Origin of the sequence: Dyella sp. (assembly GCF_036384435.1) — a bacterium.
Lineage (GTDB): Bacteria > Pseudomonadota > Gammaproteobacteria > Xanthomonadales > Rhodanobacteraceae > GSA-30.
On the sequence record NZ_DASVMI010000159.1, the window covers coordinates 34,669 to 48,318 of the forward strand.

Below are 13,650 nucleotides of genomic sequence, written 5' to 3' on the forward strand. Positions count from 1 at the left end.
CCTGCTTCGGGGGGAGGTGGCTACCTCCAACGGCCGACCGGCCGTTCAGAGATAGCCAAGGTAGCGCAGCATCAGGATCAGGAACGCGCCGCCAACCGCGATCAGCACGATCCTGCGAACGCGGTTGGCCACGCTGCGCCGCTGTGCGGCGGGGCTGGGATTGCGAGCAGCGGCCAGTTCGTCGCCGTGTCGTATGGTCGGTTCGATGCCCAGTTCGCGTAATAACGTGCGTGCGCGGGTGTAGTCATCGGCGCGGCTGACCCAGACCTGGGCCCAGTTGTCCCGGTTTTCCTGGTTCTGTGAGTAACTGAAGCGCCGGTAGCTCGGCCGCTGGTAGTTGGAGCGATTCTGCACCGAATTGTCGATGCCGTGCTCATGGAGCAGGGCCACGACTTTTTCGATGTTTTCCGGCCGGGGAGAGGAATAGAGCTGGCGCATGGCGTGATTTTATCCTGTCAGCCCCGTAGGCGGATCAGGCCTTCCTGCGCGCTGGAGGCGATCAGGCGGCCATCGCGGGTGAAGATCTGCCCACGGGCCAAGCCTCGGGCACCCTGGGCGGTGGGGCTATCGAAGGAGTACAGCAACCAGTCGTCCATGCGGAATGGACGGTGGAACCACAGCGCGTGATCGAGGCTGGCCATCTGCACATTGTGCGTGTAGTAGGAGATGCCGTGCGGCAGTGTAGCTGTGCCGATCAGGTTGAAATCGGAGGCATAGGCCAGCAAGGCCCGGTGCAGAGCTGGCGAATCGCCCACCGGCGCGGCTGCGCGAAACCAGATGTGCTGCAGCGGAGGGCGCTTGACTGGCTTGAGCTTGTCCTGTGGCCACACATGGCGAAACTCGATCGGTGCATCCACGCCGAGCCAGCGCTGGATCTTCTCCGGCAGCTTGGCCAGTTGCTCGGGTGGCAGCGGCTGCATCGGTTCGATGTCCTCGGGCATGGGGACTTCGGGCATCGATGACTGGTGCTCGAAGCCATGTTCTTCGATCTGGAAGGAGATCGAGCCATTGAGGATCGGCTGACCGTGCTGGATCGCCACCACCCGCCGTGAGGAGAACGTCCCACCATCACGGGTGCGCTCGACGCTGTAGACGATGGGGGCGTCGATGTCCCCCGCACGCAGGAAATACGCATGCAGCGAATGGGCGGTACGCGTGGCGTCCACCGTCTGCTGGGCGGCGGATAATGCCTGTCCCAGCACCTGGCCGCCGAAGACGAACTGCGTGCCGATGTCGCGGCTCTGGCCCCGGAACAGGTTGTCTTCCAGTCGTTCCAGTTCGAGCAGTTCCACCAGTTCGCTGACGTGGGTTTCTCTCATGGCGTGTGTGCCCCTGCGCGGTCGAGCAAACGGGAGAGTATAGCCGGCTTACGGGTGATGGCCGACGCGTTGCAGGCCGCTGCCTTCCAGGGCCTGCTCCCATGGAAACAGCGGGCCGGGATCCATCTTGCGGGCGATTTCCTTGCCCGGGTCGTCGCTGGCAGGCATGCGCGCGGTATCCAGGTCTTCATGGCCGGCCACTTGATGCAGATTGGGGAGTTCCTGACGCAATTGCGACAGCAAGGCGCGCAGGGCGGCGATCTGCTCGGCGGTATAAGGTTCGGTCATCGTCTGGTGATGGCTATCCCACCAGTCGGGATAGCGCCCCAGGTTGACCAGTTCGATACCCACCGAGTGCGAGTTCTGCCCACGAACGTGGTTGGCCACGCGGGTGACCGGGACGTAGCGATAGATGCTGCCGTCGCGGTCGATGTAGTAGTGTCCGCTGGCCCCTGTGCCATTGTCGTAGAGCTTGCGCTCGCCGTATTGGCGAGCCATGGCCATGTCCGGCAGTTCGGTGCAGTGAATCACCACCAGGGTTATCGCCGAGGCTGGGCGCTCGGGCAACAGGTGGACATAGGGCAGCGGTTGATCGTGGATGGTCAGCATGGCCGATAGCGTAGCCCAGGCCGGTGCGCTTCAGGCGAGTGGCGCATGGCCGGGGCGGGTATCATGCCCGCCTGTCATAGTGGAGACCGCGATGCGCGGCCAGATCATTCTTTCCCACGGTTCGGATTCCAGCCCGGACGCCATCAAGGTCAGCACGCTGGCCACGCTTGCCCAGTCGCTGGGCTGGCAAACGCAGCGACTTGATTATCGCCAGGACGATGCCCTGGGCCATGTGGGTTCGGTGGCGCCTCGCGTGGCCCGGCTCAAGGCAGCTGTTGCCGCGCTGGACGAGCCCCCGATCCTGGTCGGGTCGAGCATGGGCGCGTTCGCCTCCGGCCTGGTCTCGCGCGATCTGCCGGTCGCCGGTCTGTTCCTGCTGGCCACGCCCCCGGAAATTCCCGGTTATGCCGAGGGTTTCGACATGCGTCGCGATGTGCCCACGATGTTGGTCCATGGCTGGCGCGATGATATCTGTCCGCTCGACCCGATCCAGCGATTCGCCGGGGAGCGTCGCGTCCCGCTGCTCGTCCTCGATGACGATCACCGGCTCAACGAGGTCATCGATATGATCGCTGGGCAGTTCCAGTGGTTCCTCTCTCATCTGGGCCATGCCGCATGAGCGCCTATTTCGCCACTTGCCCCAAGGGGCTGGAATACCTGCTGCGCGATGAACTGATCGCACTGGGTGCGGCCGATGTGCGCGAGGCGCTGGCCGGCGTGTACTTCGCCGGTGAACTGGAAACGGCATATCGCGCCTGCCTGTGGTCGCGCCTGGCCAGTCGCATTTTGTTGCCGCTGGCCGAGTTCGAGGCGGCAGACGGCGAGGCGCTCTATGCCGGCATGCAGGCGATCGACTGGTCCATGCATCTGGCCTCGCATGGCACCTTCGCCATCGATGCAGTGACCGCGCAGAGCAAACTCACCCACAGCCAGTTCATCGCCCTGCGCGCCAAGGATGCCGTGGTCGATCAGTTCCGCCAGCGTGACGGCACGCGTCCCGATGTGGATACCGATGAGCCGGACGTGCGTATCAACATACGCCTGCGCCGCGATCGCGCGACCGTATCGCTGGACCTTGCCGGGTCGCCGTTGCATCGTCGCGGCTGGCGCGAAGTGCAGGGTGAAGCTCCGCTCAAGGAAAACCTCGCCGCGGCCATGCTACTGCGTGCAGGCTGGCCCCAGATCTACCAGGAAGGAGGCGCCCTGCTCGATCCCATGTGCGGTTCGGGCACGTTGCTTATCGAGGGCGCGCTGATGGCCGCCGATGCAGCCCCTGGACTGCGCCGTGACTATTTTGGTTTTCTCGGCTGGCAGGGCCATGACATCGCCTTGTGGCGGCGTCTGCTCGATGAAGCACGTGAGCGTGCCGAGAGGGGCCTTCGGGCGTTACGCAGTGACTTTTTTGGTTCCGACGCCGATGCCCGCATGGTGCAGACGGCCAAGCGCAATGCGCAGGAAGCCGGTGTCGCCGGATTCTTCACACTTGATCGCCAGGACGCGTTGCACGTGACGCCGCCGCCCGGCATTGCGCGCGGCCTGGTCATCACCAATCCGCCCTATGGCGAGCGCCTGGGGGAACGCGAGCAGATGCCGGTGCTCTATCGGGCGCTGGGTGAAGCGTTGCGCGCCCGCTTCACGGGGTGGCGTGCTGCCGTGCTGGCTGGCGACGTGGAACTGGGGCGTGCCATGCCGTTGCGCGCTGAAAAGCGCTATGTACTGTTCAATGGCGCGTTGGAAACCACCTTGTTGCTCTTTGAACTGCATGCGCGCGATCAGACGCCACGCGAGGCCAAACCGTTGTCACCCGGCGCGCAGATGCTCAGCAATCGCCTGGAGAAAAACCTGCGTCACCTGCGCAAGCGGCTTGATCGAGAGGGCATTTATTGCTGGCGTGCCTATGACCAGGATCTGCCCGAGTACGCAGCGGCCATCGACGTCTATGGCGATGCCGCGGGCAGCATCTGGCTGCATGTACAGGAGTACCGAGCGCCAGCCGATATTCCGGTTGAAACTGCTCGACAGCGTCTGCGTGAGATCGTCAGGGTAGCGGGAGAAGTTTTTGCAGTGCCTCGCGATCGCATTGCACTGAAGACGCGCGAGCGCGGCAAGGGCGGCTCCAAATACGGCCAGTTCGATCAGCGTGGCCAGTTCGTCGAAGTCGACGAAGGAGGATTGAAATTCCTTGTCAATCTTACCGACTACCTGGACACCGGGCTTTTCATCGATCACCGCTGGGTACGCGGCAGGATCGGCGAGCTGGCGAAGGATCGACGTTTCCTGAACCTGTTCGCCTACACGGCGACCGCCAGCGTCTACGCGGCGGCCGGCGGTGCGCGCGATACGACCAGTGTCGATCTGTCGGGCACCTACCTGGAGTGGGCCTCGCGCAACTTGGCGCTCAACGGCTTCACGGGTGCCCGCCACCGGTTGGTCCAGGCCGACTCCTTGGAGTTTCTCAAGCATGACCGCGAGCGCTACGGCCTCATCTATGTTGATCCGCCGACGTTTTCCAACTCCAAGCGGGCCGACGACTTTGACGTCCAGCGCGACCACACGCGCCTGCTTGAGGCCTGTGGTGATCGTCTCAGTCATGACGGAGTCATCGTCTTTTCCAACAATTTCAGACGTTTCAAGCTCGACCGGGACGCCTTGCAAGAGCGCTTCGTCATCGAAGACGTCAGTGCGCCCAGCATCCCGTTCGATTTCGCGCGCAGGGCCGATATTCATGGCTGCTGGTTGCTGCGTCCGCGTCAGGCTGACGCGCCGGTAAATCCTTGGGATTCGGCCCGGATCAAAAAATGAACCCTTCAGTTCACATTAAGTGCATGGGTCTAGTATAGGACCCGTAATTCACGGAGGTGTGTCATGACCAAGCGTATCGGTGGTGCAAAGGTTTTTGCCATTGGCCTTGCCCTTGCGGGAATGGTGGCAGCACCGCTTTCCGCATCAGCGCACGGCTGGGGCGGCGGTTACCGTGGTGGATACGGCTACCATGGCGGTTACCACGGTTATTACGGTGGTTATCATCGCGGTGGCTACTGGAGCGGCGGTCGCTGGATCGCTGGTGCGATCGTGGCTGGTGCGACAGCGGCTGTGGTTTCTGACGCGCTGCGTCCGGCTCCTGTCTACTACGGGCCGCGCGTGGTCTACACGCAGCCGACCACGGTTGTGTATGACAGTGCGCCTGTCGTGACGCGTCGCGTGGTCGAAACCCGCACCGTCTACGAAGATCCGGGTTACACCCGGTACGTTCGCGATGACGGTTATTGATCGACTGCTGCATGTTCCTGACAAAAGCCCGGCCTCGTGCCGGGCTTTTTCATGCAGTCTTGCTGGTGATCTCAAGGACGAGCTGGCGGAGTCTGCTGCTCTGCGCCATGGCCGTGGCGGCCGGCTTGCTTGCTCAAGGTATCGAACGTCGATTTGTTGACCAGCCTGACGGATTGAATGCCGCACGGCGGCTGGTCGCGTGAACGCACCGATTCACCGGCTTCACCGCAAATACGCCCCTGCGCATTGATCGCATTGGCTTGATTGGGGCGGAAGACCAACCCTTGCGTCCCAACGCCCAGATTCGGGCATTCACTTTGCAGTTTGACCAGATAGCGTTGCGGCCCGGTACGAACGATGGCTGTACGTGCATCGACGATGTGCCATTCGTCGATGCGATCGGTTCGCAGGCAAGAACTCATAGGGCGCAGGGGTTTGAAAGCATGGGCGGGGTTGTCTGCGGCGTGTGCCGAACGCGAGGCGCTCAGCAGCGAGAGGGCCAGCAGGGGCAAGGCAGCGTTCATCGGATCACCTCACAGGTTTGAAACGCGGCAAATGCAAGGTCGGCCACTAGGATTGCCACTGTAAACCATCCGCCATCGCCGCATCACATTTAATGAACGGAACATCGGGCATCGTCCACTTTATGCCTTTTTATCGTCACGTCGGGCGGGGTGTTACGGATAGCGGGATGCGACCGAATGACCCCATGACCGTCCCAGGGAGTTGCCCATGACAACGGCCTCGATCCAGGCCGCGCCATCGCTGGCCGAACATTTTGCCAGGGTACGCGGTAGCAGCATTGCGCTCAGCGCAGGCCTCAGCGCTGAGGACATGCAGATTCAGTCCATGCCCGATGCAAGTCCCGGGAAATGGAATCTCGCTCACACTACATGGTTCTTCGAGCAATTCGTGCTCGCGCGCGAGCACGATTATCGACCGTACAACGCCGACTGGCATTATCTGTTCAATTCGTATTACCAGTCCGTGGGGCCCATGCATGCGCGCCCGCACAGAGGCCTGCTGTCACGCCCGAGCCTAGCCGAAGTGCTCGACTATCGTCGTTACGTTGACGATGCCGTGCAGGACATCCTGGCCAGTGATATCAATGAGGAGATGGCCTCGATCGTCACGCTGGGTTTGCAGCATGAACAACAACATCAGGAATTGTTGTTGACCGACATACTGCACGCGCTCTACAGCAACCCGCTCAAACCTGCATACAGCACGGGCAGCGATACGCCAGCCACGGCGTCGGTTCCAATGAATTTCGTAAACGGGCATGAAGGCCTCGTGCAGGTCGGTCATGATGCAGAAGGGTTTGCATTCGACAACGAAAGCCCACGTCATCGTGTATGGCTGGCCCCGCATGCCTTGGCCAATCGAGCAGTCACCAATGCCGAATACGCGGCCTTCATCCATGACGGCGGTTATCGTGAACCTACATTATGGCTGTCCGAAGGCTGGGCCACCGTACAGCGCGAGCAGTGGCAGCGTCCTTTGTATTGGCAACGCGATCTAGTCAGTGCATTCACATTGCACGGTGTGCGCACACTCGATCCCCATGCGCCGGTGTGTCACCTGAGCTATTTCGAAGCCGACGCATTCGCTCGTTGGGCGGGGGCTCGATTGCCCACGGAGGCCGAATGGGAGAGTGCCGCCGTTGCATTGCCAGTTACCGGCAATCTACTGCGTGACGCGCCATGTATGCCCCGCGCAGCACAAGGCGAAGGCTTACAACAGATGTATGGCGACGTATGGGAATGGACCTCGTCAGCCTACGGTAGTTATCCGGGTTTCAAGACCCTGCCAGGCGCGCTTGGTGAATACAATGGCAAGTTCATGAGCGGACAGATGGTGTTGCGTGGAGGATCGCTGGCAACGCCTTACGACCATATTCGACCGACTTACCGCAACTTCTTTCCACCCGATGCGCGTTGGCAATTCATGGGCGTGCGTCTGGCTCAGGATCGTTGATCGCCCATGCAGGGCGATCGGCCAAAACGATCGATGAGTGATCAACCACTTTTGGAAAAAGGCTATTGCAATGAACACGCAGGTTTGCGAACTCCGCGATGACGACCGCCGGCCACCGGCCAGCGATGTGTTGCAGGTGGTGCAGCGCGGATTAGGGATGCGTCCCAAACGCCTGCCATCTTGGTTGTTCTACGATGAGCGAGGTTCGCAGTTGTTCGAGGAAATCTGCGCGCAGCCGGAGTATTACCTCACGCGCGCCGAGATCGACCTGATGAACGTGCATGCTGCCGAGATCGCTCAGGTGCTGGGGCCTGACGTGCGGTTGATCGAGTACGGCAGTGGCAGCGCCATCAAGACACGTATGTTGCTGGAACAATTGACCACGCCAGTCTCGTACATGCCTGTGGAAATTTCCCCCGAGCCGCTGCGCGAAAGTGTCGAACAGTTTGGCCGGTTATTCCCCGGGCTGGCGATTCAGCCGCTCTGCGCGGATTTTACCCGCCCGCTGCGTTTGCCCATTCCGCCGCGAGCGCCACGGCGCAATGTGCTTTATTTCCCTGGTTCCACGATCGGCAATTTCGAAGCGCGCGACGCCATTGACTTGCTGCGCAAAATGCGTAACGAGATGGGTGAGGGCGGCGGCATCTTGGTGGGTGTGGATCTGAAAAAGGATTCGGCAGCGATCGAGGCTGCCTACAATGACAAGGCCGGCGTCACCGCTGAGTTCACCCTCAACATGCTCACGCGTATAAATCGCGAAATCGGTAGTGATTTTGACCTGTCTGCCTTCCGTCACCGTGCGCGTTACAACCCGATGGCCGGCCGAATCGAAACCTACATTGTCAGCACACGCGAACAGCAGGTACGTGTGGGGCGTGCACGCGTGACTTTCGGTGAAGAAGAAGCCATGCAGGTGGAATACAGCTGCAAATATTCGTTGGAAGACTTCGCCACCCTGGCTACCCACGCAGGGCTGCGTGTCCAGGATGCCTGGATGGATCCGCAGCGGCAGTTCAGCGTTCAATTCCTGGTAAGGGCCTGATACAACGCCTCACGAAGCACTACAGGAGCCAATTCATTCGCGAAGCAATCTGCGATGCAGTCGTCGATTGGGGCTTTGAACCCCCAAGTCGCGACCGCGTCGCGTCTTGCGTCGCGACTGAAGTCCCTCCTTACATCCACGTGGCCTCAGTGTGCTGACCTCTACTCAGGCCGGACGCCTGGCTCCCAGCGCGACCAGTACATCTTGCGCGCTGCGAATGCGTTCGGTGGCGCCTGGCAGTTCCAGGGTCACGCGTAGCTTGTCCTGTCCCTCAAGCTTGTACACCCGGGGCAGACGCTGGATCAGCTTGATGATGGTCATTGGATCGACTTCAGGTTTATCGCGAAACACGATGCGGCCGCCGTTTGGACCGAAATCCAGTTTGCGAATGCCCAGCGGTGTGGCCATCAGTTTCAAGCCGGCAACCGCGAACAACTGTTTGGTGGCATCGGGCAGCAGGCCAAAGCGATCGATCATCTCTACCTGGAGATCGCGTAGCAGATCTTCATTGCGAGCGCTGGCAATGCGCTTGTAAAGCGTCAGACGCGTGTGCACATCGGGCAGGTAGTCGTCCGGGATCAAGGCTGGCAGGTGCAACTCCACCTCGGTCTCATGCTCCGACGTCAGGTCAAAGTCCGGCACTTTGCCAGATTTGAGTGCGCGCACCGCACGTTCCAACAGTTCGGTGTACAGGCCGAAACCGATTTCCTGGATCTGCCCGGACTGTTCATCGCCCAGCAACTCGCCCGCTCCACGAATCTCCAGGTCATGGGTGGCCAGGGTAAAGCCTGCGCCCAGTTCTTCCAGCGAGGCCAATGCTTCCAGGCGCTTTTCCGCATCCGCGGTCATTGCCTTGCGATCAGGCACGATCAAGTAAGCATATGCACGATGATGCGAGCGGCCTACGCGACCGCGCAACTGATGCAACTGCGCCAGTCCAAAACGATCGGCACGATCGATGATGATCGTGTTGGCCGTCGGAATGTCGATGCCGGTTTCGATGATCGTGGTGCACACCAGCACGTTGTAGCGCTGGCGATGGAAATCGGCCATGACGCGCTCAAGATCGCGCTCGGGCATCTGGCCATGGGCGATGGCGATACGTGCGTCGGGAATAAGTTCTTCGATCTCGCGCGCGGTGCGTTCGATACTGCTGACTTCGTTGTGCAGGAAATACACCTGGCCGCCACGTTGCAGTTCGCGTTGGAACGCTTCGCGGATCAGTGCCGGCTCCCAGGCTGAGATGAAGGTGCGTACCGCCATGCGATGCGCAGGAGGTGTAGTGATCAGCGACAAGTCGCGCAGTCCACTCATCGCCATGTTCAATGTACGCGGAATGGGGGTAGCGGTCATGGTCAGCAGATCCACTTCCGCACGCAGCTTTTTCAGCTGCTCCTTCTGGCGCACGCCGAACCGCTGCTCTTCATCGACGATGACCAGGCCAAGGTTCTTGAACTTGATGTCTGGCTGCAACAGCTTGTGCGTGCCGACTATCACGTCGATCTGGCCATCAGCCAGCCGCTTAAGTGCTTCGTTAACTTCCTTGCTCGACTTGAAGCGCGACAGTACATCCACGCGCACCGGCCAGTCGGCAAAGCGGTCAGCGAAATTCCGGTAATGCTGCTGGGCGAGCAGGGTGGTCGGTACCAGCACTGCTACCTGTTTGCCTGCGGTGGCGGCGGCAAAGGCCGCACGCAATGCCACCTCTGTCTTACCAAAGCCGACATCGCCACAGATCACGCGATCCATCGCGCGAGGTGCAGCCAAGTCTGCGAGCACCGCATCAATGGCATGCTCCTGGTCGGGTGTTTCCTCGAATGGAAAAGTCGTGCCGAACGCCTCGACCATCTGCCGGTCGATCGTCAGCGATTGGCCGCCGCGTGCCTCGCGTTGCGCATAGATGGCCAGCAATTCGGCGGCGACGTCGCGAACCTTTTCAGCGGCTTTGCGACGGGCGCGTTCCCAGGCATCGCCGCCGAGCGAATGTAGCGGTGCGAGCTCGGGCGCGGTGCCCGAATAGCGACTGACCAAGCCCAATTGCGCCACCGGGACATACAGTTTGTCGCCCTTGGCGTATTCGATGGTCAGGAACTCGCCGGCCATACCGCCGACATCCATCGACACCAACCCCTGGTAGCGCCCCACGCCGTGATCGACGTGCACGATCGGCGCGCCGATCGTCAGTTCGGTCAGGTCGCGAATGATCGCTTCAGGGTCGCGTTCAGCACCCCGGCGCCGTTTGCGCTCGGTGCGGACGCGTTCGCCGTAGAGTTCGCGCTCCGTCAGTACCGTGAACGCGGGTTTGGTTACCGCGAAACCCTGTTCCAGCGGCGCGATGGTGATGGCGAACGTTGGGCCGCCGTCGCGAGCAAAGCCGGACCAGCCGTCGACGAGTTCAGGCTTGAGGCCTGCGCCGGCAAGGATTTCGTTCAATGCCTCGCGACGACCCGCCGAATCGGCGGCGACAAGCACGCGTCCTGGGTAGTTGGCCAGGAAGTGCCGCAGTGAAGTTCCGGCTTCCTCGCCCTTGCGATTGAGCGGTAGTTCCGGGGCTGGCTGGGTGCCGACATCGGTGGCGTGCTCGTGGCCGCTGGGTACCACTTCCACGCGCAGGCGCTTGTTGAGCTGCTCGCGCAACTGCGTCGGCGCCAGATACAGCTCGGCTGGTGGCAATACCGGGCGTTCGATGTCATGTGCGCGTTGGTCGTAGCGTTCGGCGGCCTGCTGCCAGAACTGCTCGGCGGCATCGAGCCCGTTTTCCGCGAGCATGAAGACGGCGTTGTTGGCGAGGTAGTCGAACAGTGTCGCGGTCTGTTCGAAGAACAACGGCAGGTAATACTCGATGCCTCCCGGTGTGACACCTTCCTTCATGTCCTGATACAGCGGACAACGGCGTACGTCGATCGGGAAGCGCTCGCGCAAGCGGGAGCGAAAATCCTTGGCGGCGTTGTCCGTCAACGGGAACTCGCGTGCCGGCAGCAGTTCGACGCGCTCGACCTGCAAGTTGGAACGTTGGCTCTCGGGGTCGAAGCTGCGGATCGAATCGACCTCGTCGTCGAACAATTCCACGCGATATGGCTCGGTGGTGCCCATCGGAAAGATGTCGATCAGCGCGCCACGCACGGCGAAGTCACCGGGCTCTGCCACTTGCGGCACATTGCGATAACCGGCCGATTCGAGTCGGCGCTGTTCGGCACTGAGATCGAATTTCTGTCCCTTGCGCACCACCAGGCCTGCGCCGGTGATATGGCTGCGCGGGGCAATACGTTGCATCAGCGTGGCAATGGGTACCACCAGCACGCCACGCTCTACGGTCGGCAACTGGTACAGCGTGGCGATGCGCTGGGAGACGATTTCCGGATGCGGGCTGAAGACGTCGTAGGGCAGGGTTTCCCAGTCGGGAAAATGCAGCACTGGCAGATTGCCCGCAAAGATACGCAGTTCGTCTTCCAGCGCATGCGCGCGTTGCGTGTCGCGGGTTACGGCGACCAGCAGCCCCTGGTGCGAGCGTGCAGCCTCGGCCACCAACAGGGCACGGGCCGAGCCATGCGGCGGCGTCCAGAACCGGCGTTGCTTGGGCGTGGTGGGAAGCGGGGGATGGGGCAGAACACTGGGCATCGGCGCGTCGGATCGCTTTAGGCCGCGACCCTGAGGCCGATCGGCGGGAAAGCTGACTAGTTTAACCCCTTGGGCCCTCTGGCGTGACCAGAGGCATCAAAGCACAAGCGAAATCTGTGCGGTGCCTGGCTCATCAGGGGCCAGACGCTGGACAAAGCCCAGGTCGCGGCACAAGTGCAGCATCGGCCGGTTCTCGAGCAGCACATAGCCCCATATTTCGTGCAGGCCGCGTTTGCGGCATTCCTCGACCAGGTGCTGCATCAGCAGGGCTCCCAGGCCCAGGCGGGTCCAAGCTTGCTCCACCACGACCGAGAACTCGGCGCTGTTAGCCGATTCATCCACGTAGATGCGCCCAACGCCGCGAATCTCGCCCGGTATGACGCTTTCATCCTCCAGGACGAAGGCGCGCTCAAAGGCCGGATCGATGCGACACAGCCGGATGGCCATGGGCTCGGGCAACTCGGACATCGAGTGCAGGAAGCGCCGGCGGATATCCTCCGGCGACAGGCGCTTGAAGCACCGCTTGATACCCTCGACGTCGCTGGCCTCGATATCGCGTAGCCGCAAGTTACGGCCATCGTGGATCCTGACCAGTTCTCCCTGGGGTTCGCGCACAAGGCGAAGGCGCGCAAAACGCTCACGGCTGCGCGGGGGCACCGAAGGCGGCAGGGCGTCAATGTCGAGTGCGGGGAGGGCCATAGGCATACTTTACCGTATTGTGTGCACTGCAACATGAATAAAAAGCTTGAAATAAAGGATATCCGATGACGTTTTGCCGCAGTCGCGTGATCCATGCGGCCGGAGTAAGGCGGATCGTGACACTCGGGGTGTCCAACCTGTGTAACGGGCAGCACAATAGGCCCTTTCCGATGAGGACAAGCATGGGCCAGGGGCTGACGACCCGACAACTGGAGGCGCTATGTGGCCGGTGGCCAGGCGTTACTCGGGACATCAAGTGGGGCGATGCCCTGGTGTTCAGCGTCGGCGGAAAGATGTTCGTGGTGACGGGCATGCAGCCGGGCCAGGCGGGGCGCCTGATGTTCAAGGTCCCGGTCGAGCGCTTCCTGGAGCTGACCGACCAGGCAGGCATGGCGCCGGCCCCCTACCTTGCTCGAGCGCATTGGATCGCCGTCACCGACCGGCCCCGGTTTGATCGGGCCGAACTGGAAGCGCATATCCAGCAGTCCTACCTGTTGGTGCGCAGCAAGCTATCGAAAAAGCAGCAGGCGGCCCTGGGAAGGGCGCCGTTCGAGGATGAGAGATGAATCAACACATCGGCAGCGTCGCGCTGCTCGTGGCCGACTACGACCAGGCCATTGCCTGGTACACCGGCAAGCTGGGTTTCGAACTGGTTGCCGACACCGACCTGGGCGGTGGCAAACGCTGGGTCTTGCTGTCGCCGCCGGGTGCCCGTGAAACCCGCTTGCTGCTCGCCAAGGCCGATGGCGAACAACAAGCCGCGAATATCGGTCAGCAAGCCGGCGGCCGCGTCTGGCTGTTCCTGCATACGGATGACTTTCAGCGCGATTGGCAGCGCATGCGCGAGCGGGGCGTGCATTTTCGCGAAGAGCCCCGGCATGAAGCCTACGGCTCGGTTGCCGTGTTCGAGGACCTGTACGGCAATGCATGGGATCTCATCCAGCCTCGACCATGATCATGATGCGTGCCCTTTTGATGGCCTGCGCTAATCAAAGAAGCGATGCTTGGCCGGGTTGCCGTGAAATATCCAGCCTTGGCCGAGGGGTGCAAGGAGTGGGTACAAAAGCGGCAGGCGACAGAGGGGCGTCTTTGGTATTAAAGCTGCGAAACCTGTGG

General features: G+C 61.6%; 13 protein-coding genes. 7 read left to right on the forward strand and 6 right to left on the reverse strand.

Annotation, left to right across the window (positions count from 1 at the left end):
* Positions 1-45: 45 nt before the first annotated feature.
* The 3 genes from VF436_RS16435 to VF436_RS16445 are packed head-to-tail and all read right to left on the reverse strand — an operon-like array spanning position 46 to position 1,928.
* Positions 46-438 (reverse strand): hypothetical protein, encoded by a 393-nt coding sequence (locus VF436_RS16435; protein ID WP_330905109.1) that lies wholly within the window; start codon positions 436-438, stop codon positions 46-48.
* A gap of 17 nt (positions 439-455) precedes the next feature.
* Complete coding sequence (tesB, locus tag VF436_RS16440) at positions 456-1,319, reverse strand: acyl-CoA thioesterase II (protein ID WP_330905110.1); 864 nt, start codon at positions 1,317-1,319, stop codon at positions 456-458.
* A gap of 48 nt (positions 1,320-1,367) precedes the next feature.
* The gene (locus VF436_RS16445; RefSeq protein ID WP_330905111.1) at positions 1,368-1,928 is read right to left on the reverse strand and encodes an N-acetylmuramoyl-L-alanine amidase; all 561 of its coding nucleotides are present in this window, start codon (positions 1,926-1,928) and stop codon (positions 1,368-1,370) included.
* 91 nt (positions 1,929-2,019) lie between these two features.
* Here VF436_RS16445 and VF436_RS16450 point away from each other — a divergent pair, with 91 nt between their 5' ends.
* The 3 genes from VF436_RS16450 (at position 2,020) to VF436_RS16460 (ending at position 5,198) form a co-directional block, all read left to right on the forward strand.
* Positions 2,020-2,547: an alpha/beta hydrolase gene (locus VF436_RS16450; protein ID WP_330905112.1), complete on the forward strand. Its 528-nt coding sequence runs from the start codon at positions 2,020-2,022 to the stop codon at positions 2,545-2,547.
* Positions 2,544-4,730 carry a bifunctional 23S rRNA (guanine(2069)-N(7))-methyltransferase RlmK/23S rRNA (guanine(2445)-N(2))-methyltransferase RlmL gene (rlmKL, locus tag VF436_RS16455; protein ID WP_330905113.1) on the forward strand — a complete coding sequence of 729 codons (2,187 nt, stop codon included), beginning with the start codon at positions 2,544-2,546 and terminating at the stop codon, positions 4,728-4,730. The genes VF436_RS16450 and rlmKL overlap by 4 nt, the downstream gene beginning before the upstream one ends.
* A gap of 63 nt (positions 4,731-4,793) precedes the next feature.
* Positions 4,794-5,198, forward strand: coding sequence for a hypothetical protein (locus VF436_RS16460; protein WP_330905114.1), 405 nt, complete (start codon positions 4,794-4,796; stop codon positions 5,196-5,198).
* Between the two features lie 71 nt (positions 5,199-5,269).
* Here the strand turns inward: VF436_RS16460 and VF436_RS16465 are convergent, their stop codons facing one another.
* Positions 5,270-5,722: a DUF6491 family protein gene (locus VF436_RS16465; RefSeq protein ID WP_330905115.1), complete on the reverse strand. Its 453-nt coding sequence runs from the start codon at positions 5,720-5,722 to the stop codon at positions 5,270-5,272.
* A 208-nt stretch (positions 5,723-5,930) separates the two neighbouring features.
* Between VF436_RS16465 and egtB the strand changes: the two genes are divergently transcribed.
* Entirely contained in the window at positions 5,931-7,175 is a 1,245-nt protein-coding gene (gene egtB / locus VF436_RS16470; RefSeq protein WP_330905116.1) for an ergothioneine biosynthesis protein EgtB, read from the forward strand.
* Positions 7,176-7,245: 70 nt separating this feature from the next.
* Complete coding sequence (gene egtD, locus VF436_RS16475; protein WP_330905117.1) at positions 7,246-8,217, forward strand: L-histidine N(alpha)-methyltransferase; 972 nt, start codon at positions 7,246-7,248, stop codon at positions 8,215-8,217.
* 165 nt (positions 8,218-8,382) lie between these two features.
* Here the strand turns inward: egtD and mfd are convergent, their stop codons facing one another.
* Entirely contained in the window at positions 8,383-11,835 is a 3,453-nt protein-coding gene (mfd, locus tag VF436_RS16480; protein WP_330905118.1) for a transcription-repair coupling factor, read from the reverse strand.
* Between the two features lie 96 nt (positions 11,836-11,931).
* A complete protein-coding gene (locus tag VF436_RS16485) occupies positions 11,932-12,540 on the reverse strand; it encodes a GNAT family N-acetyltransferase (RefSeq protein WP_330905119.1) in 609 nt (202 codons plus the stop codon).
* A 176-nt stretch (positions 12,541-12,716) separates the two neighbouring features.
* Between VF436_RS16485 and VF436_RS16490 the strand changes: the two genes are divergently transcribed.
* Together VF436_RS16490 and VF436_RS16495 are read left to right on the forward strand one after the other, a co-directional pair.
* Positions 12,717-13,100 (forward strand): MmcQ/YjbR family DNA-binding protein, encoded by a 384-nt coding sequence (locus tag VF436_RS16490; protein ID WP_330905120.1) that lies wholly within the window; start codon positions 12,717-12,719, stop codon positions 13,098-13,100.
* Positions 13,097-13,489, forward strand: a complete 393-nt coding sequence (locus VF436_RS16495) for a VOC family protein (RefSeq protein ID WP_330905121.1) — start codon at positions 13,097-13,099, stop codon at positions 13,487-13,489. Before VF436_RS16490 ends, VF436_RS16495 begins: the two co-directional genes overlap by 4 nt.
* Positions 13,490-13,650 lie beyond the last annotated feature (161 nt).